The sequence below is a fragment of the Paenibacillus sp. FSL H7-0690 genome (genome assembly GCF_037980415.1).
GTDB lineage: Bacteria > Bacillota > Bacilli > Paenibacillales > Paenibacillaceae > Paenibacillus_AQ > Paenibacillus_AQ odorifer.
Genome location: NZ_CP150281.1, coordinates 6,368,355 through 6,386,742, shown reverse-complemented (window position 1 = coordinate 6,386,742; position 18,388 = coordinate 6,368,355). Strand labels below are relative to the sequence as shown.

The 18,388-nt window shown below is 42.6% G+C and carries 15 protein-coding genes, 1 pseudogene and 1 riboswitch; of the genes and pseudogenes, 4 read left to right on the top strand and 12 right to left on the bottom strand.

Annotation, left to right across the window (positions count from 1 at the left end; all coding sequences use genetic code 11):
- The first annotated feature begins 235 nt into the window (after nucleotides 1–235).
- Entirely contained in the window at nucleotides 236–1,042 is an 807-nt protein-coding gene (locus MHI32_RS28195) for a helix-turn-helix transcriptional regulator (RefSeq protein WP_076123811.1), read from the top strand.
- A gap of 139 nt (nucleotides 1,043–1,181) precedes the next feature.
- On the opposite strand, the gene MHI32_RS28190 is transcribed toward MHI32_RS28195, so the two are convergent.
- From MHI32_RS28190 to MHI32_RS28160, 7 genes are all read right to left on the bottom strand, one after another.
- A complete protein-coding gene (locus MHI32_RS28190) occupies nucleotides 1,182–2,369 on the bottom strand; it encodes a copper amine oxidase N-terminal domain-containing protein (RefSeq protein ID WP_076123809.1) in 1,188 nt (395 codons plus the stop codon).
- Nucleotides 2,370–2,413: 44 nt separating this feature from the next.
- The gene (locus MHI32_RS28185) at nucleotides 2,414–3,694 is read right to left on the bottom strand and encodes a hypothetical protein (RefSeq protein WP_076179816.1); all 1,281 of its coding nucleotides are present in this window, start codon (nucleotides 3,692–3,694) and stop codon (nucleotides 2,414–2,416) included.
- Nucleotides 3,695–3,710: 16 nt separating this feature from the next.
- Nucleotides 3,711–5,369 carry an HlyD family efflux transporter periplasmic adaptor subunit gene (locus MHI32_RS28180; protein WP_340011467.1) on the bottom strand — a complete coding sequence of 553 codons (1,659 nt, stop codon included), beginning with the start codon at nucleotides 5,367–5,369 and terminating at the stop codon, nucleotides 3,711–3,713.
- Nucleotides 5,366–7,591, bottom strand: a complete 2,226-nt coding sequence (locus tag MHI32_RS28175; RefSeq protein ID WP_339188677.1) for a peptidase domain-containing ABC transporter — start codon at nucleotides 7,589–7,591, stop codon at nucleotides 5,366–5,368. The genes MHI32_RS28180 and MHI32_RS28175 overlap by 4 nt, the downstream gene beginning before the upstream one ends.
- Nucleotides 7,592–8,110: 519 nt before the next feature.
- Complete coding sequence (locus MHI32_RS28170) at nucleotides 8,111–8,323, bottom strand: hypothetical protein (protein WP_076123801.1); 213 nt, start codon at nucleotides 8,321–8,323, stop codon at nucleotides 8,111–8,113.
- 28 nt (nucleotides 8,324–8,351) lie between these two features.
- Nucleotides 8,352–8,573: a hypothetical protein gene (locus MHI32_RS28165; protein WP_076123799.1), complete on the bottom strand. Its 222-nt coding sequence runs from the start codon at nucleotides 8,571–8,573 to the stop codon at nucleotides 8,352–8,354.
- A gap of 39 nt (nucleotides 8,574–8,612) precedes the next feature.
- Entirely contained in the window at nucleotides 8,613–9,083 is a 471-nt protein-coding gene (locus MHI32_RS28160; protein WP_076123797.1) for a hypothetical protein, read from the bottom strand.
- A gap of 275 nt (nucleotides 9,084–9,358) precedes the next feature.
- Here MHI32_RS28160 and MHI32_RS28155 point away from each other — a divergent pair, with 275 nt between their 5' ends.
- The gene (locus tag MHI32_RS28155) at nucleotides 9,359–10,207 is read left to right on the top strand and encodes a helix-turn-helix transcriptional regulator (RefSeq protein WP_076123795.1); all 849 of its coding nucleotides are present in this window, start codon (nucleotides 9,359–9,361) and stop codon (nucleotides 10,205–10,207) included.
- A 68-nt stretch (nucleotides 10,208–10,275) separates the two neighbouring features.
- A pseudogene (locus MHI32_RS28150) lies at nucleotides 10,276–11,252 on the top strand (reverse transcriptase domain-containing protein); the annotation flags it as partial.
- 48 nt (nucleotides 11,253–11,300) lie between these two features.
- Here MHI32_RS28150 and gcvPB read toward each other — a convergent pair.
- The 3 genes from gcvPB to gcvT form a co-directional block, all read right to left on the bottom strand.
- Nucleotides 11,301–12,761, bottom strand: a complete 1,461-nt coding sequence (gene gcvPB / locus MHI32_RS28145; protein ID WP_076279168.1) for an aminomethyl-transferring glycine dehydrogenase subunit GcvPB — start codon at nucleotides 12,759–12,761, stop codon at nucleotides 11,301–11,303.
- The gene (gene gcvPA / locus MHI32_RS28140) at nucleotides 12,758–14,110 is read right to left on the bottom strand and encodes an aminomethyl-transferring glycine dehydrogenase subunit GcvPA (protein WP_340011466.1); all 1,353 of its coding nucleotides are present in this window, start codon (nucleotides 14,108–14,110) and stop codon (nucleotides 12,758–12,760) included. The genes gcvPB and gcvPA overlap by 4 nt, the downstream gene beginning before the upstream one ends.
- Nucleotides 14,111–14,216: 106 nt before the next feature.
- Nucleotides 14,217–15,329, bottom strand: coding sequence for a glycine cleavage system aminomethyltransferase GcvT (gene gcvT / locus MHI32_RS28135; protein WP_340011464.1), 1,113 nt, complete (start codon nucleotides 15,327–15,329; stop codon nucleotides 14,217–14,219).
- Between the two features lie 186 nt (nucleotides 15,330–15,515).
- Nucleotides 15,516–15,614, bottom strand: a riboswitch (glycine riboswitch).
- 226 nt (nucleotides 15,615–15,840) lie between these two features.
- Between gcvT and gcvH the strand changes: the two genes are divergently transcribed.
- Nucleotides 15,841–16,233, top strand: a complete 393-nt coding sequence (gene gcvH / locus MHI32_RS28130; RefSeq protein WP_036678614.1) for a glycine cleavage system protein GcvH — start codon at nucleotides 15,841–15,843, stop codon at nucleotides 16,231–16,233.
- Nucleotides 16,234–16,661: 428 nt separating this feature from the next.
- Here the strand turns inward: gcvH and MHI32_RS28125 are convergent, their stop codons facing one another.
- A complete protein-coding gene (locus tag MHI32_RS28125) occupies nucleotides 16,662–17,492 on the bottom strand; it encodes a flagellar motor protein MotB (RefSeq protein WP_076279171.1) in 831 nt (276 codons plus the stop codon).
- The gene (locus tag MHI32_RS28120; protein ID WP_076123782.1) at nucleotides 17,489–18,271 is read right to left on the bottom strand and encodes a flagellar motor protein; all 783 of its coding nucleotides are present in this window, start codon (nucleotides 18,269–18,271) and stop codon (nucleotides 17,489–17,491) included. Before MHI32_RS28120 ends, MHI32_RS28125 begins: the two co-directional genes overlap by 4 nt.
- Nucleotides 18,272–18,388: the final 117 nt, after the last annotated feature.

Here is an 18,388-nt window from a genome sequence, read left to right as displayed (position 1 = left end):
ATATAGACAAGTGGTAATTGTTATGCTCTATTCTTTTTTGACGAAATTCCAAGAATACAGGACAGGTGAAAATTTCTTATCAAATAATCGGCCATAGAAAAATAACCCAAACAATGTTATTTCAATTCTTACTAATCTCCCACAACCCTAACTAATTATGTCATTGTTTTCCTTTGAAGGGAGTGATATGATATGCTCTGTTTCATTAATACCACAAGTTGGGAGAATGGATTGTTTGAATATTGTTGAATGCGAACGTGCCTGGTTTACGGTAGATGATGTAGATAAAGAATCTAATAATTCCGTGTGTGAATTTTGCCAACCCTGGAGTAACCTCAAAACAGAAAAATCCTTTTCTATAGAAGAGCTGGTTCCCTACGAGATTTTAGTTGAAGTATTACATTCAGAATTGGCGAAAGTAATGGAATTTCTCTTATTGCCCTTTGTCTTTTTCTTAACAGATCGAGCCGGCAATATTATTAATATTGTCAGTCCATTCGAAACGTTTCAGGAGAAAGTAGATCATTATGGAATTAGGAGTGGAACTAATCTTTCGAAGCAAATCTCTGGAGTGAATGCAGTTTCTTTAGCGATGGAGGTTGAGTCAATTGCAGTAGTGCGTGGAGAAGAGCATAGTATGCCAATGTTTAAAGAGTGGAATTGTGTATGCGCTCCTATAATGATAAATGATTGTATATGTGGATATATAGACATCTCATTTGAAGCCGAGAGGCAACTTGGTTTTTCGATTCTCTTTATTAAACAATTATCCGAAAAGATTGTGTTGAAGTTGAAGGAACGAAGCCCGAAGTTAATTGAGTACATATTTCAGGAGAAGTGTGATTTGTATCGATTATCCCCTAGAGAGAGAGAGGTAGCGTATCACTGGGCACTAAGAAAAGGGGCGCTGCAAATTTCCAACGACCTTAATGTGAAAGAGGGAACTGTGCGGAATATCGTTAAGAGTATTTACAGTAAGATGAATATCAGCGAGAGATGGGAATTGATTGAAAGATTGGCCATTGTGGTCCCAACTATTTAGGAACTGTTCTATATCCGTATCAGCCAGAGAACGTAGGGGAAGCGGGTAAGATTGAGCTCCGGCGCTTTAGATAAGCAAACGGCAAGCCTCCGGGTTAATGGGGCTTGCCGTTTTTTTGTTTTGTTACAAATCCTTATAATTATGGAGTTAACTTGTCTACACTAATCGGATAGGTCTGATCCAGCATCCATTTGCCTGCTTTGGATTTCTTCAGCGTTGTGACAGAGGTGGAGCGGTTATCCTGAAACTCAGGACCCTTAAGCTTGATGCTCGTCTGAACCATATATACGGCTGCGGTATCCTGGGTATAATGAATGATTTTGGCAGATTCCAGAGTGAACTTTAGATCATAGACTGTGAAAATTTGGCTGAAGAGCTGTTTGGTTTGTTCGAGAGCAGGGGACTCAGGATCAATAGTAGATAGCACACCTTGAATATTCTCTGCATTGGTATAGTCCAAGTTGCTCTTAAGCACAGCTAATATATCCGTTTCATCCGACTTCGTCACAGCTGGCTTAGCGTTCAGCAGTTTATCTGGGAGTATATATTGTACGCCTTTAATCTGCAGGTTGTTGATTTTCCAGTCTTCAGTGCTGGCAGTACGCGTTAAGCTATAAATATATTCAGAGGTATTGTCTAAGGTGAATGGACCGCTGAGGTGTGTAGTCGTTTCAACGGTGTGAACCGTAGCCTCTGTGGGTTGAAGGCTGATAACCTCTAATTGATCAAGTGAAGTGGTCAGATCGTATTGTTCCATTTGGCTCTTAATCTGTGGCCCGATGATCACAAGAGGAGACTTGCTATCGATTAGGCTCATGAACCCTTCATAATTCTCATTGTTGGTATAGGTTACGTATTTTTCAAAAAAAGCATTGATTTCCTGCGGGTTTACCTGGTTAGTCTTGCCTGTAATGGTTACTGTCTTCGAGTGTGCATTCCAGGAGACTTCATTACCTGTAGCCTCCCCAACGAAGCGCAGCGGAATGTAAGTGGAATTATTGATGAGCTTAGGGGCAACAGAAAGTTGGGTTATTACACCATTGACGCTGGCCTGCTTGCTGCCTAGTTGCAGTGTAATCGTAAGCCCTTCCTTAGTACCCGTTATGGTACCTGTGGTTTGATTCCAATCGATTGAAAGTCCTAGTTTTTCAAAAACCGGGCGAAAAGGAACGACAATTGTACCATTATCATTGAAGGGAGCCTGTCCCTTCAGTGCGAGCTGTTGCTGATTGATCTGAATGGAGATTGGCTTCTCTGCGGCATGGACAGGCCAGGCGATAGCGGTAGAAAGAAGAGTTGCTGCGATTAGGCTAGATATGGTTTTCATCTTGTGATATCTCCTTTGGGTTATGAATGATAAATTAATGGTTATTAGAGGATAACTCCACTAAGAGCCAAAGTAACTTTTGCTTGGAATAAACCGTACTTTACTTTTTGCTTATCGAATTGCCGATTTAAGTTTAGTAAATCCAGCTTGTCCTGATCTGCCTGAGCCGCTGAGATTAACCCGCTATTTAGGAGAGTATCATTATCCTGGGAGACGCGTACGAGTTCCAATTGCTGCTCTTTTAGTTCTGAATATTCAAAATCAATTTCATTTGCTTCCGGCTTATAACTAGCCAGTTTTTCTTCGAGTTGTTGTTGTACTATATTTTTGTGTGCAATCTGGCTAGACCATAGGACTGAATAATAAGTGATGAGTTCAGCATCGGAAGCTTTAGCTGCGTCAAGATTATCTTTGGCGAGTGTGATACGTGCATCTTCTTCGCGTAAATCATAATTACTAGAGAGGCTAATTACTGTATTACAATTCACAGGCTCTGGTGTACTGGAAATGACATCATCTAGAAGGACTTCTGAATAGGATGATAATCCTAACTCAAGCTTAAATTGTTCTAACTGAGCTTCATAACTTCGAAGGTTACGTTCAAAAATAGATTTTTGTACTATGTTTTTACGATTAAAATCGTCCAAACTTCTCTTAGACAGAAGACCATGCTCATAGGACCGCAAGGTATCCTCAGACTGTTGAAACCAATATTGGCTTTCTTGTTTGTCATATTCAATCGTTTTTTTTAGAGAAGAGAGTTGATAATATTTCTGCACAGCATAGTAGCGGATGAGGGCTTCTGTTTTTTGAAGTCGTAACTGATTAATTACTTTATCTGTTTCTAATGTGCGTAACTGGTCACGAAATTCCTTAAGCTGCGCAGTTTTAGTCTCTTGATTGTAACTGTTTTGGCTTTCATTCTGAGCGCTAACCCATTGATTCAGAGATGTGTTAATCATAATTTGAATGAGAATGGATTGATTGACCCCTGCCTGTTCTTCTTCACTTAAATCAGCGTAACCAGGAATACTATTGATAAAAATATCAGGATTTACTGGCAGCAGCCCGCTGGTTGTGACTACATTTTTTTGCTCCAACTTTTTCTCTTCAGATGATACATATGAAAATTTGGAATCCGTTTCTGCAATATTCCATTGTGAGAGCTTGATATCTACATAGTTAGTTAATGCTAGCTGGATTGCTTCTTCCATGGAAAGCGATTTTATTGCGCTGGATACCTGCGTATCAGCATAAACTGTAATGGAATGCGGCAATAGGAGTAATAAGAAGGAGAGTATCAAGAGAGCTGATTTCTTTAACATTTAGCTGGCAACCTCACTATTCCTTTAAGTTGATTTTTTCAAGAACAAAATCAATGATCTTCTTGGAGTCGGTAATAACAGAGGCTTGCGCTATCATCCCTACACGAAGCTCTCCACGTTCACCTCTGCGATTAACAAGGGGGTCATTGGATATCGTTGCCTCCACCAGATAGTAGCTTAGACCGTCTTGCTGAATAATTGAATCTGTGCTGATAGATGTAATCGTACCTTTTTGGGAACCAAAATTTTGTTTAGGAAAGGCTGAAAAGCTGAAATCAACTTTATTGCCAATCGCTATTTTTCCTGCTTCAGCATTAGGTACAGCGATGCTCATTTTATATTTTGACTCGTTGCTAGGTATAATGGAGATCAAGGCTTCGCCGGATTGTACCATGTCCCCGATGCTGGTTTCTTTTAAAATATTAATGGTCCCGGAAATTGGTGCTATGAGCAGTCTTTTGTCTCGTTCAAGCTCAAGTCCCTTAACAGCCTCTTGCAGCGTAATTAAGGTTCTTTTATTTTCTTCTATTGCTGAATGAATCTGTACAATACGGTCAAGTTTCAGTTTTTTCAATGAGGTTGCTTCAGATGAACGGTTAAGTTTCTCTTGATTCAGTAGATCATTTTGCTGCTCAGCCAGCTGTTTCTTTTGCATTTCTAAAGTTTTTCGTTCTGAAACTGATGGATCGTGCCCATTTTTTAGCAAATCGAGGCTGACCTCTATCTCAACCAATTGCTGATTGTAATTGGTGATATTGCTTTCTGAGCTGAGCACGGCTTCGGTTTGGAATTGGTTGATTTGCAAATATGAACTTTCATATTGATGCTGTTCATCTGTAATCTGGGATTGAGGCACAAGGCGGTCCCCCAAGCTGAGCGAACGATTATAGATTTCTTTTTTCTCAGCAGATTGTTTAGACAGTTGGACATATTTAATTTGGTATGTATTATATTGTTCCGTCCGTTTGGTATCTTCAATTGGAAGAAGATTTTGATTCTCTTTGATGGATTGCACAAGCAATTTCTCGTTTGCAATTTCAACATTTAGCAGTTTCTTTTTTCGTTCCAATTCAATTTTATTCTGAAGAGATTTATCCGAACTAGATTCGGCACTAAAGGTAGCAGAATCTTGCAAGCCTATATTCTCGTGAATGGCAGCTGTAAGCTGATCCTGGGTTCCTTGAAAGGTCTGCTGCTGCTGGCTGTATTCAAGGAGAAATTGTTCTACCATGTCATAATAGTAACCCTCATCTGCACGTTCAGAAGAAAACTGATTATCTAAATTGCTAATGCTTTGTTTATACAGCCCGAGATAGTGCAGTTTCTTAGTGAGCTTATTGATTTCTGAATTACGATTGGATAATTCTATATCAAGTTCTTTATGCTCAAAGGAAATTAACTGCTCGCCCTGCTTAATTTGCATCCCTTCATGGACATATACCTGTTCCACTTTTCCCATAGATGAAGTCTGAATGGTACTGACTTTTTCATTGGGTCTAACTACAGCAGAGGCTTTGGCAACTTCATCGATCTGGCCAAAATAGGACCAGACTAACGCAGCCCCCAATAGAATGAATAAGATAAGTATGAAAATGGAAATCACAGGACTGATCTTGGATTCCATGATTTCTCTGCTATCTGTCATTTCTGATAAGTTATGTATTTGTGCGCTCATACAAGAGACACCTCGCCTACTCCTGCGGCATATTGATGGTTATGTTCTTGTTTTTGTTCAACTCCAGGGAGTTGATCTTTCCACAATTCATAGTACTTTTCACGGTAATCCAGAAGCTCCTGATGAGTTCCATGCTCAATAATCCGTCCTTGATCCATGACATAAATCCGATCACAACGCATGATTGTACTCAACCGGTGAGCGATAATAATCGTAGTCATGTCTTCAAAAGCATTAATCGTCTCCGATACAGCCTTCTCCGTTGTAGAATCCAGATTACTAGTGGCTTCATCCATTATAAGAATATCGGGCTGTTTAAGAACTGCCCTGGCGATAGCTAGTCGCTGCTTCTGTCCCCCGGAAAGGTTAGTAGCATTTTCTTCTAACAAAGTGTTGTAGCGGAGTGGAAGCTGATTAATGAATTCGTGTGCCTGTGCGGTCTGGCAGGCCGAAACAATTTGTTCCAGATCCGTATCCTGATTGACACCCAGACATAAATTTTCCCGGATTGTTCCGCTAAAAAAGAAAGTATCCTGTGATATATATGCGATTCGCTGTCTCAAGCTATCTAAATGAATATCTTTAATATTGTAGTTGTTAATTAAGATATCGCCTTTTTCATGTTGGTAAAATTGCATGATCAATTTGATCAGGGTGGTTTTACCCGAGCCGCTCTCACCGACAAAGGCGACTTTCTCGCCCTGTCTAAGTCTCAAATCAATATCATGAAGTACAAGGGAACGTGTACCATATCTGAAGCTGACACGATCAAATCTAATATCACCTTTTAATGAAGCGGGTTGAATCTTCTTGTCCTCATCCTCAAGCTTCTCCGCTTCTAAGTCGAGTATTTCCCCCAATCGGTCCGCCGCTACAACAGCTGTTTGCAGGGTAGGCTGGAGATTGATGAGATTTTGAATAGGTTCAAGGAAGTAAGCAAGTAATGAGTTATAAGTGATAAGTTGACCCATGGTCATATTTCCTTTTATTACTTGATTACTACCTACCCAGAGGATGGCTACACCTCCAAGCAACTGAACCACACCTTTTAGCGAGCCTTGTATATTATTGAAAATACCAAAGCTGAACACGGATTTCAGAAACGTGATGAATTTCTGTTCCGTCTCAAAGCCAACTTTAGACTCCGCATGGTAGGCTTTGACCGTCTCGATACCGTCTATGGATTCAACGATGTAGGAGGTAAGTTGGGCGTTTTTCTCCATTTGTTCACGGTTTAACCGGTCGAATGGCTTGTGGAATCCCCACACTAACGCTAGATACAAAGGAACCAGCAGCACAGTTACACCAAATAAAAGGGCACTCTGCGAATAAAGAATGATTCCCCCCGCAATAACCATGATAATATCGATCATGATGGTTAGGGTTGCGCTGGAGATGGCATCCCGTACCTTAGAGGCATCCATAAGTCTTGAGATGATTTCCCCCGTCTTGCGAGTACCAAAAAAGTTCATGGGTAGCTTCAACACATGATGGTAATAGCCGAGAATTAGCGAAATATCAAGCTTTTGGCTCAATGTTAGTAGAATGTGACTACGAAAAGCGTTCAATAAAACTTTGAATAGATATAGAATGATTACTCCAATGGATACTATATTCAGAGTCTTCTTTAAGCCAAAAGGAAGAATCTCATCTAGCAGAAATTGAAAATAAAAGGCTGATAATATACCTAATATTGTATAGAGCATGGATGTCAAAAAAATTCCTAGTAGCATTCTTCTCTGAGGAATAAGTAAACCAAAAAAACGAGTGAATAAACCCTTGGACTCACCGCCCTTTTTGAACTGAGGGGTAGGAACCATTAATATGAGAACACCGGTCCAGATTTTAAAGAAGTCTTCTGGTGTATATTTAACAATGCCCTTCGCAGGATCCGAAACGACAACTGTTTTTTTTGTGATTTTATGAATAACAACGTAATGCAATAAAGTTTGGTCTATGACCACATGAGCAATAGCCGGAAGGGGGAAATCTTCGAAGAATGCCTCGTGAGTCCCTTTTACAGCCTTGGCAGTGAATCCTAATTTTTCAGCAGCTTTAACAAGGCCATAGGCGCTGGTACCCATTTTATCGGTTCCCGACATCTCGCGAATTTTAGTTATAGGATAGTTGAGACCATAGTTTTTACTTATAGTGGCGAGACAGGCAGCCCCGCAGTCTTTAATATCTTGTTGTTTGACACATTGGTATTTAGTGAATGCCATATAATCCTCCGAAAAGCAATTATTAAATGATGATTTTATATTGTGACCTGTGCTATACAATGAATCATTTATCTTTGTTGCTCATGTAAAATGCAATGAAAAATCCGATCAGGCCTAACGCCACTAATCCTACGCTTAATAAAATATCTCCAGATCTATTGTCACTTCGAATAATACCTTTTGAAGTTAACATATCTAATATGACTAAAGAAAAATAGATGAAAGCATAAATAAAAACTGCTATAAATGTCTTGTTTTTATTTTTCTTATATATATATATACCTGTTAGAAAAATTAAGAAATTCATTATAAACCATTGGGATGGGAGGATTATATTAGGTCTTACAATTAATAAGAATGATATTACTAGCCCTAAAGTAATGTCTATTCTAATTAGATACGATATTAATTTATCTATTTTCAAAAAAATCACTCGCAATCTATTTATGATTATTCTCTTCTTTTATAGAAGAAAAGATGGAGACATATCCATCTGAAGATGAATGTCTCCATCAAAATTTAGAATGAAGTACCCACTAAATATCCGGCAGCCACTGTACCACTTATGTAGACAACTGCGGCTGTGGCTGTTACTGGTGCGGCAGCAACAGCAGACATGATTGTAACCATACCTAACACTCCTGCACCTACCTTGGCCCAATCAACGCCACCATCAATATTGATACTATCTTCAAGTGTAAGTTCTGAAAAACTAGGGGCATATGAAAGCATTTAATTCCTCACTCCTTATAACAGATATTTAATGTTTTAGTCCGCTACCAGTAAGATATCCAGATACTATTGATCCACCCACTGCCATAATCGCAGTAGGAATCGTTACTGGTGCTGTGGTAACAGCGGCTACCACGGTTACCATTCCCAAGACTCCATAAGCAACATTATCCCAATTTATACCTCCGGAAATCTCCATCGTTTCAATGTTGGACAATGTTGAAAATTGACTATTAAGACTCAGTTCCATTCTATTCACCTCCTTTCGAGATAGACGAGTTTTGACTAGTTAAAGAAGACTAGGATTGATGCCAATACAAATATCTATTTTTATATTTTCACTAGTACCTTCAGATAAGTTTATATTATATGCGGATGTTATTTGATGTAGATTGTTTTGAGAGATATATTTGACTAAAAATTCATAAGCAGAATTGATGCCATTCATTTTACCTTCATACATCAAGCAAATTGCATTTATTAACTTGAATTCTTGCTTATATATAAAAGGGGGATTTTTTTTAATTTCTCCTTTTACTGGTACCATAATCTCAAAATCCACCATCTCTATGCCATTATTTCGGGATACAGAATGAGTAGAAGTGATTAAAGGACCATTCTTTTGGAGGTTATAGTTGTTTAGTGAAAGGATAAATTCGTTTAGTTTATGATGTAAACAACTGGAAGGAATAGTGTTGCGATATGAGACTAAATTAAAATACTGGAATGTTTGTTTTTCATTAATTTTATACAATTCCACTGTGTTATCTCCTTAGAGGTTTCTTTTTTCTATGACTTAAGGCACATTGAATAGAAGAGAGTGTAAGGATAATTATTAATAATAAATGGGGCATCTAGCGGTTATTTAAGTTCTACAAATGTAATTATGGTCTTTATAACAAAGTTTGAAAATATCCCCCATTGGATATTTACTAATATGAATAAATATGTTAATAGTTGGTTGAATCTTCAATATTTAAATATATAATGGTATCATTTTACATTATAAATGATGGAAATCAGGAGGAGTTGGAATTGACAGTAACATACGATCAGACAAAACTTTGGTGTTCAGCTGAAGATCTAAAAAAGGAACAAATGGATTCTATCTCTTCATTGGGTAAAGTCAAAAGTTCAAAGGACCCACAAAGAACGAGTGCGCACTCTTTTGAGGAGATTGGCCAGGAATCTATTTATCACGAGGCAATGATTCTTTCCCTACATAACGAGATGATTAAAATTAGTAAGTATATATCGGTAGATTTTGCGGCTTTTCTAACAGATGATATGGGGGGAATTCTCGATCTGTATTTCTCTTCAGTACATATAAAAGAAGAATTTGATAAGGCAGGAATAAGAGTTGGGAAGAGTTTTGCCAAACAGGATTTCGGGCTAAATGGTGTTTCACTTTCTATGGAAATGAATTCTATTGGAGTAGTTAAAGGGAGCGAACATACGAATTCTATATTTTCTAATTGGAACTGTGTATGTTCTCCTCTCTACTCAGATGGTGTTATAAGAGGCTATGTAGATATTTCTTTCTACAAAGGACTGCAAATCGAATTTGCTATTCCATTTATGCAACAGATAGCTGAAAACGTTACCGAGAAATGGATGTGGAGTAACCCTGAGATGCAGTTACTTAGACTAGAGTTTAGTTTTGAACAATTCAACTTGACTGCCCGAGAAAAAGAGGTGGCTCAAATGTGGTTATGTGAAAAAAGTGCATTGCGTATTTCTAACGAGTTGGGAATTAGTGAAGGTACAGTTAGAAATGTAGTGAAGAGCATATATAACAAAATGAATGTAACTGACCGTTGGCAGTTCACTAAGAAACTTTCATTTAATCCCGTACATAATCCAGAACTTCTGTATGTAAAATAGCATTTTTTAATATGAGAAAAGGAGACCACATGTTAAGTGGTCTCCTTTATTTAGTGCGCCCAGCCGATAGTTATGGATTTCGTCCGAAAAGACAAGGGCATGATGCGGTAAGGAAAGCCAGAGCATTCATGAAAGAGGGATATCGATTCGTAGTCGATCTAGACTTGGAGAAATTCTTTGATCGCGTCAACCATGACCGACTGATGATGAAGATTTCGGCTAAAGTGAAGGACAAGAAAGTTCTCCTGCTGATTCGTAAATATCCTCAGTCAGGTGTGATGGAGAACGGGCTAGTAAATACGACAACAGAAGGGACACCGCAAGGTGGTCCACTCAGTCCGTTGTTATCTAACATCGTTTTGGACGAGCTCGACAAGGAACTCGGGAAAAGTGGACACCGCTTCGTCCGTTATGCGGACGACTGTAACATCTATGTGAAAACACTAAGAGCAGGAGAGCGAGTGAAGGCATCCGTTACCAGATTCATTGAGACAAGACTAAAACTAAAGGTGAACCAAGCGAAGAGTGCGGTGGACCGCCCATGGAGACGGAAATTTCTTGGGTTTTGCTTTAGTAGCGATAAAGAGCCCAAGGTGAGGATAGCAAAACAGTCCTTGCAGAAAGCGAAGGCTCGAATTCGGGAGATAACGTCCCGGAAGAAAGCGATGCGAACGGAAGAGCGAATCCAGGAGCTCAATCGATACTTGATGGGATGGCACGGATATTTCTCGCTGGCGGATACGCCAAGTGCCTTTAAAGCGATGGATATGTGGATTCGAAGGAGATTGCGAATGTGTCTCTGGAAGCAATGGAAGAGCCCGAGAACCAAAGTCAAAAGGCTTATATCCTTAGGCGTGCCTAAGGATATAAGCCTTTTGAGTGGGGAAATACTCGGAAAGGGTATTGGCGAATTGCAGGGAGTCCAATTCTGCAACGTGCATTGAATAACCAATATTGGGAATCCAATGGATTAAAGAGTGTATTGGACAGATACAACTCCTTACGGAATACCGCCGTATACCGAACGGTACGTACGGTGGTGTGAGAGGCCGGGGGCTCGCCGCCCCCTCCTACTCGATTTATTATTGAAATATTAACCGCAAGAACAATTCAAAACCGGCTTACGCGCAGCCTGTGTCTCATCCAAACGGCTAATCTCTGTAGTATGCGGTGCGTTGATTACGATTTCCGGTGTCTCCTGTGCTTCTTTAACGATCTGAATCATCGTATCGATGAAACCGTCTAGCGTTTCTTTACTTTCGGTTTCCGTTGGCTCGATCATCATGCATTCCTCAACAGTCAGAGGGAAGTACACGGTTGGCGGGTGGTAGCCGAAGTCGAGCAATCGTTTAGCAACGTCTAAGGTGCGCACGCCATATTGCTTGAGGTTTTTGCCGGACATAACGAATTCATGCTTACATACACCCGGATATGGGATTTCAAAATACGGCGCCAGACGGTGCATCATATAGTTCGCATTCAGCACAGCATTTTCGGATACCTCACGCAGTCCGTCTGGACCATAGGTGCGGATATAGGCATAGGCACGAACCAGAATACCAAAGTTTCCATAAAAAGCTTTCACGCGTCCAATAGATTCAGGACCACCGAAGTGAAGTGAGAAGCTGCTATCTTCATTCTTCACCACAGTAGGTTGTGGTAGGAATGGAATCAAGATGGATTTTACGCCGACTGGTCCGGCTCCAGGGCCGCCACCGCCATGTGGGGTGCTCATTGTCTTATGCAAGTTCAGATGCACAACGTCAAAGCCCATGTCGCCAGGTCGGGTAATGCCCATAATGGCATTGGAGTTGGCTCCATCGTAATAGAGTAAGCCCCCTGCTTCATGCACGATCTCAGCAATCTCGACGATTTGGGTCTCGAACAAGCCGAGTGTGCTTGGGTTAGTCAGCATTAGTGCGGCTGTGTCGCTACCGACGGCTGCCTTCAGTGCTTCAAGATCGACCATTCCTTTATCTGTGGAAGGGATCGTGATCGTTTCAAGTCCTGCTGCTGAGGCACTAGCAGGATTGGTTCCGTGCGAGGAATCCGGCACGATAACCTTAGTGCGGGTCTCGCCGCGACTTTCATGGTAGGCGCGGATCATCATGAGGCCGGTCCATTCACCATGCGCACCTGCGGCAGGCTGTAAGGATACAGCATCCATGCCCGTCAGCGCGGACAGATCATTTTGCAGGGTATACATTAATTCCAGTGCGCCTTGAATACTTTCTTCCGGTTGGTAGGGATGAATTTTGGCGAAGCCGGAGAAGCGGGCAACATCTTCGTTAATCTTCGGATTGTATTTCATCGTGCATGAACCGAGTGGATAGAAGCCATTGTCTACACCAAAGTTACGACGTGAAAGAGAAGTGTAGTGGCGAATGACATCCACTTCCGATACTTCTGGAAGTACGACGGGTTCGCTACGGAGTAAACCTGATGGAATCAGAGACTCCAAGGTTTCTTCCTGTGGTACATCGCATAGTGGCAAAGAATAGGCCGAACGGCCGGGACGGCTTAATTCAAAAATTAGACTTTGCTCCGGTTTCATAAACAGCCCTCCAGTGCGCTAGCGAATTGGTCGATTTCGGTTTTGCTTCTTTTTTCCGTTACGGCAACCAGCATATGTCCAGCAAGTTCAGGATAATCACGACCCAGATCATAACCGCCGAGATAACCGTCCTTCAGCAGCTTAGAATTAATAGCGGTCACGCTGCTGCCTTCAGGAAGCTTCACAACAAATTCGTTAAAGAATGGGGAGGAGAAGGCAAGTTCAGCACCTGTTAGTCCGCTAAGTTTATTAGCAGCGTAATGGCTTTTGCGAATATTTAGTTCGCCTACGTCACGCATGCCTTCTTTGCCCATAACGGACAAGTAGACGGATGCGCAGAGAGCCAGCAGTGCCTGATTGGAGCAGATATTCGATGTCGCTTTTTCACGACGAATATGCTGTTCACGCGCTTGAAGTGTAAGAACGAAGCCACGTTTACCGTTACGGTCTACCGTTTGGCCAACGATCCGGCCTGGCATGCGGCGCATCAGGTGATCAGCTACGGCAAAGAATCCGCAAGTTGGACCCCCGAGAGAAGCTGGAATACCGAGTGGCTGAGCATCACCGACTACGATGTCGGCTCCAAGTTTGCCCGGAGTTTCAAGTACACCAAGAGCTATTGGGTTGGCGCTGACTACAAGAAGACCTTTAACCGCGTGAATCAGCGGCTCAACCGAGCGAAGATCCTCAATGCTGCCGAAGAAGTTAGGCGATTGCACCAGTACTGCGGCAGTATCACCATCGATAGCTTCAGCAAGTTTAGCTTGATCGGTAACACCGTCTTTATAGTCAATCTCCACCACCTCCAGACCCCAAGCATTAGCCGAAGTACGTAGCACTTGGCGAGCCTCAGGATGAACGGTACGGGAGACGATTAATTTTTTGCGTTTGGTAGCACCAGCCGCGAGAACCGCTGCTTCGGATAAAGCTGTAGCGCCATCATACATACTGGCATTGGCAACTTTCATACCGGTTAGTTCGCAAATGTAGGATTGGAATTCGAAGATCGCTTGCAGCTCACCTTGGCTGATCTCCGGTTGATAAGGAGTGTAGGCAGTGTAGAATTCAGAACGGGAAATGACATGGTTGATGACCACAGGGATGTGATGATCGTATAATCCGGCGCCGAGGAAGCTGGCGTGAGAATCAAAGTCGGCATTTTGGTCAGCCAAACCTTTCATGTGGCGCAGCAGGGCGTATTCATCGAGTGGTTCAGACATCGGCATAGTGCCTTGGTAACGTACCGCTTCAGGAATATCGGAGAACAGCTCATCTATAGACTGAATCCCGACGGCCTCCATCATCTCTACGCGGTCCTGTTCTGTCATGGGCAGATAACGGTGCTTCATTAAGGTTTCACTCCTTGGCTTTTTTAAAATATAAGAAAGTACAATTTTCACGCTATACTTTATCCTTCTATTTCTCGCTTAAAAGCTCACCGTCCTTATATGGACGCTAAAGGCGTTTATACTTGTAAAAAGGGGCCTTAATCACTACAGCCTTAAGCTGCTTACCGCGTATCTCCACGTAAACCTCTGTGCCTATTTCACTGTAAGCAGCATCAATCAAAGCCAACCCCAGGTTACGTTTCAGCGTAGGGGACTGCGTTCCGGTTGTGACCTCACCAATCTTAACCCCATCTGCCCAAACAGGATAATGGGAGCGTGGAATGCCTCGATCAATCATTTCTAGGCCGACAAGGCGACGGGGAATCCCAGTTTCTTTTTGCTGTATTAGTGCATCGCGTCCGATAAAGTCTATTTTGTCCAGCTTCACGAAGAACTGTACTCCTGCTTCAAGCGGGGTGATGTCAGCGGATAGCTCCTGACCGTACAATGGTAATTTTGCCTCAAAACGCAGGGTATCCCGTGCACCCAGTCCAGCAGGTGTTAATCCGTGGGGCGCACCTGCTGCAAGCAGTCCATTCCATAACGTTTCTGCACCTTCCAGCGGAGCGTAGATCTCGAAGCCATCTTCACCGGTATAACCCGTACGGGAGATAAGTACCTCTACACCGCAAACGGTGGCGCGTTCAATGAAATGGAAAGGCTTGAGTACTGAAATAGGAGCATCAGTAACTTCCGTGAGAATGGTCTCTGCCAGAGGACCCTGCAAGGCGAGCAAAAGCGTCTCGTCAGAGACATTAGTGAGTGTGACTTCGCCGAATTCAGAGGTCAAATGCTCTTGCAGCCACTGGAAGTCCTTGTCGATGTTGGAGGCATTTACGACTAGCATATAACGACCTTCACTAAGGCGATACACGAGTAGATCATCGACAACTCCGCCATTTGGATAACAGAGCAGCGTATATTGTGCCGCACCATCCGTGAGGCGGCTGACATCATTGGTTGTCATTTTTTGCAAAAAGGCTTCTGCACCGCTCCCAATCACCATGAATTCACCCATATGCGAGACATCGAACAGCCCAGCCTGCTGGCGAACGGCTTCATGCTCTTTTACAATACCTGTAAACTGGACTGGCAGCTCCCAGCCACCGAAGTCAATGCACCTGGACTCCGCATAAGCGGAATAGAGATCATAAAAAGGTGTTCTTCTCAAAGCATCCATGTCGTCACTCCCCTTGATCTGATTACATACGAAAAAAGGACAGGCAGAAGCAATCATGCATAAATGCACAAATCGCTTTCTGCTCTGTCCTTTGTACCTGAGAGTTACCCTGCCGTAACTAGCTTGCAGGTTTCCCCGTTGGTGATCTGACGCATCTAGCCTTGCGTCTGATGCTCTCCAGAGATACGTCCGACAAAGGTCCTTTTGCCTGAGAGATTCACCCCTGTTAGGGCTTACTCCTTCGGCGCCGTCTTCAAGTGAGACAGTCTCTCCCTATGCCATCATCCGCAATTATATTTCTTCGAGAAACGGTTATTGTCTATAAAAAGACTACAACGTCATTTCTTCTTGTATGTCTCCATTAAACGGGTATAGTCGGGCGCTGTCAACAAGAAAACGTCGAAAAAATGACAAATTTAAATTTCCTGTTAGTAATATTGACATTGTGAGCCGGGATAACTTAGGCTATAACTAAATTTAGAACTCCAAATTGGAAATGAGGCGGCTTGAAATGAGTGAAGTATTAGACAACCTTCTTTACAGCGAAGAGCATGAATGGGCACAGCAAGTAGAAGGACGAGTAGTACGTGTTGGGATTACGGACCATGCTCAGCATTTATTAGGCGACATCGTATTTGTTGAGTTTCCTGAGGTAGGATCGACCATTTCGGCCGGTGACAGCGTAGGCAGTATCGAATCCGTTAAGACGGTATCGGAGTTGTATTCGCCCGTCTCTGGGACGGTTACCAAGGTGAATGATGGATTAGAAGCTAGTCCGGAGCTTATCAATGATCAGCCGTATGGCGGGGGTTGGATTTTTGAGATTGAAGTTGATGGAGAGTATGCTGATGCTGTAAAAGGTCTGTTAGATGCAGCTGGTTATAGCGCGTTAGTTGCTGAATAATTGGAAATCGGGGACGGAAAATAGTCTGATCAAGTGTGATATTTTTAGCAGCAAGTTTCTGTGATTCGGGGACTTGCTGTTTGTGTTTCTTATGTGAATTGTGCGAGTATTCGTAAACCCAATCGAGTGGTTTGAGGGTCTAGTGGAGTATGGAATTAGGGAAAACCTCCCTCATTTTAGACGATTATAGCGTGAGAGTTAGGGTTTTAGGAAATTCCTCCCTAATCATCTCGGTAAAACCACTATTTCAGACTAAAAAGAGTAATAATCAGGGAGAAATTCCCTCATTCCGCGATTGGATACGATAATAAGTGAATAATCAGGGAGGTTTTCCCTAATTAAATTGGATGAAGCCCCTTGTAAGCTCAATGTGGTAATTGCAAAGGCCCCTGCCGCCGAACTTAGCTCTGAGCGCAAGCAACTATATTTTATTCCACCTCTTGAAGCTGTCGAAGTACAATGATCTCTACGCGTCGATTTTTCTGTTTGCCTGCTACCGTAGTATTATCTGCTGTTGGTCGGGTATCGGCATAACCTGCATATTGAAAAGTGTCCGGGTTCAGTCCTTCATTATCTAAGAAAAAGCGCAGCACAGAAAGCGCACGAGCACCCGATAGCTCCCAATTGTCGTTATAACGTGAAGCTGATGTCACTGGTGTATTATCCGTATGTCCTTCAATGCTGATCGTTGCTCCGATATCTTTGAATAAGCCAGACAACTGCTGAAGAGCAGGAAGGGCTGGTGACTTCACATCTGCTTTACCCACATCAAAAAGAAAACGGTCGCTGAGCGTGATTTCTATGCCCTGCGGTTTGTCGGCTACAAATATTTGTTCACCGAGATTATTCTCCTCCACATAGTGGGTGATCACACCCATTAACTCAGCAAGCTTCGCCTCTTGTTCTCGAAAAGCCAACTCCCGAGCTGAAGGTGTTTCATTCTCCGTTTGTTCATCAGAACCGTCATTTGGTTTTGCAGTTGCGTTCGCATTCCCATCTGTACTCTCTGGTTTGTTGTCAGGGGTCTTTCCAGCATCTAAAATACCATCCCCGCCTTCAAGAACAGTGCTGCTCGACTTGAAAGTCTGGGATAAAGAGCCGGTCACGATATTATATTTGTCAGTGTCCAGGCTGCTCATCGCATACAATATAACGAAAAATATAAGTAAAAGTGTAATTAGATCAGCGTAAGTAATCATCCAACGATCACGGCTTTCTCGATTCTCTACCCGCCGTTTGCGCCGGTCTCTTTGTCTCATATAAAACCTCTTGCTTCTGCACGGTCATCTGTGGTGGTGTCTGAAATGAAGGAGTTCAGTTTTTTACGCACCAGCAGCGGATGATCCCCGTTCTGTAGAGAAAGAATGCCTACTAGCAGCATCTCCATGCTATGCAGCTCACTTTGGCTGCGGGATTTGATTTTGGAAGCAATGGGTAAAAATATTAGATTAGCGATGGCTACTCCGTACAGTGTTGCAGTGAACGCTACTGCGATAGAGGTACCTAGATTTGATGGGTCCGTAAGGTTGCCCAGTACCCTAATGAGTCCCATAACTGTACCGATGATCCCCATCGTTGGAGCATATCCGCCAGCGGCTTCAAAAATCTTGGCGTAGCTTTCATGCTTCAATTCTTTCGCATCCATTTCCAATTCCAAAATCTGTCTTACCTGCTCAGGGTCAGTGCCATCGACGATAAGCAACAGTCCTTCGCGTGTAAAAGGATCAGGATGCAGTTCCGCTTGTTTTTCGAGCATTAAAACGCCGCCTCGGCGGGCCACTGTGGCCATTGCGATAAGCTCTTCTGCTTTCTCTTCATCACGTTCAGGATTGCGGCCAAAAGCCATGCGCAGAGCGGCGGGAATGGAGCGTAGCTTAGCTGCCGGGAAGCTGATCATTACGGCAGCAATCGTACCTCCAAATACAATCAAAGCTGCATTAAGCTGCAGCAGTCCGGAAAGGCTTCCGCCTTCCCAGAGGTAGCCGCCGATTAGCGCAGCCAGTCCGGCCACTAGGCCGATTATTGCGGTAATATCCATGCTTCAAGCTCCTAACATTTCTGTGTATTATGGTTTGCATCGATCTAAGCAACACTGTATAATGAACGGGAACACATATTCTTATCTTCCATATTTTTTACTGTCGTATGGAGAGAG

What these genes read in the sequence shown, in the direction of transcription:
- MHI32_RS28120 (WP_076123782.1), bottom strand. Translation starts at nt 18,271, where the DNA reads ATGGATATTACCGCAATAATCGGCCTAGTGGCCGGACTGGCTGCGCTA.
- MHI32_RS28190 (WP_076123809.1), bottom strand. Translation starts at nt 2,369, where the DNA reads ATGAAAACCATATCTAGCCTAATCGCAGCAACTCTTCTTTCTACCGCT.
- MHI32_RS28165 (WP_076123799.1), bottom strand. Translation starts at nt 8,573, where the DNA reads ATGGAACTGAGTCTTAATAGTCAATTTTCAACATTGTCCAACATTGAA.
- gcvH (WP_036678614.1), top strand. Translation starts at nt 15,841, where the DNA reads ATGAGTGAAGTATTAGACAACCTTCTTTACAGCGAAGAGCATGAATGG.
- gcvPB (WP_076279168.1), bottom strand. Translation starts at nt 12,761, where the DNA reads ATGAAACCGGAGCAAAGTCTAATTTTTGAATTAAGCCGTCCCGGCCGT.
- gcvT (WP_340011464.1), bottom strand. Translation starts at nt 15,329, where the DNA reads ATGGATGCTTTGAGAAGAACACCTTTTTATGATCTCTATTCCGCTTAT.
- MHI32_RS28180 (WP_340011467.1), bottom strand. Translation starts at nt 5,369, where the DNA reads ATGAGCGCACAAATACATAACTTATCAGAAATGACAGATAGCAGAGAA.
- MHI32_RS28170 (WP_076123801.1), bottom strand. Translation starts at nt 8,323, where the DNA reads ATGCTTTCATATGCCCCTAGTTTTTCAGAACTTACACTTGAAGATAGT.
- MHI32_RS28175 (WP_339188677.1), bottom strand. Translation starts at nt 7,591, where the DNA reads ATGGCATTCACTAAATACCAATGTGTCAAACAACAAGATATTAAAGAC.
- gcvPA (WP_340011466.1), bottom strand. Translation starts at nt 14,110, where the DNA reads ATGAAGCACCGTTATCTGCCCATGACAGAACAGGACCGCGTAGAGATG.
- MHI32_RS28125 (WP_076279171.1), bottom strand. Translation starts at nt 17,492, where the DNA reads ATGAGACAAAGAGACCGGCGCAAACGGCGGGTAGAGAATCGAGAAAGC.
- MHI32_RS28185 (WP_076179816.1), bottom strand. Translation starts at nt 3,694, where the DNA reads ATGTTAAAGAAATCAGCTCTCTTGATACTCTCCTTCTTATTACTCCTA.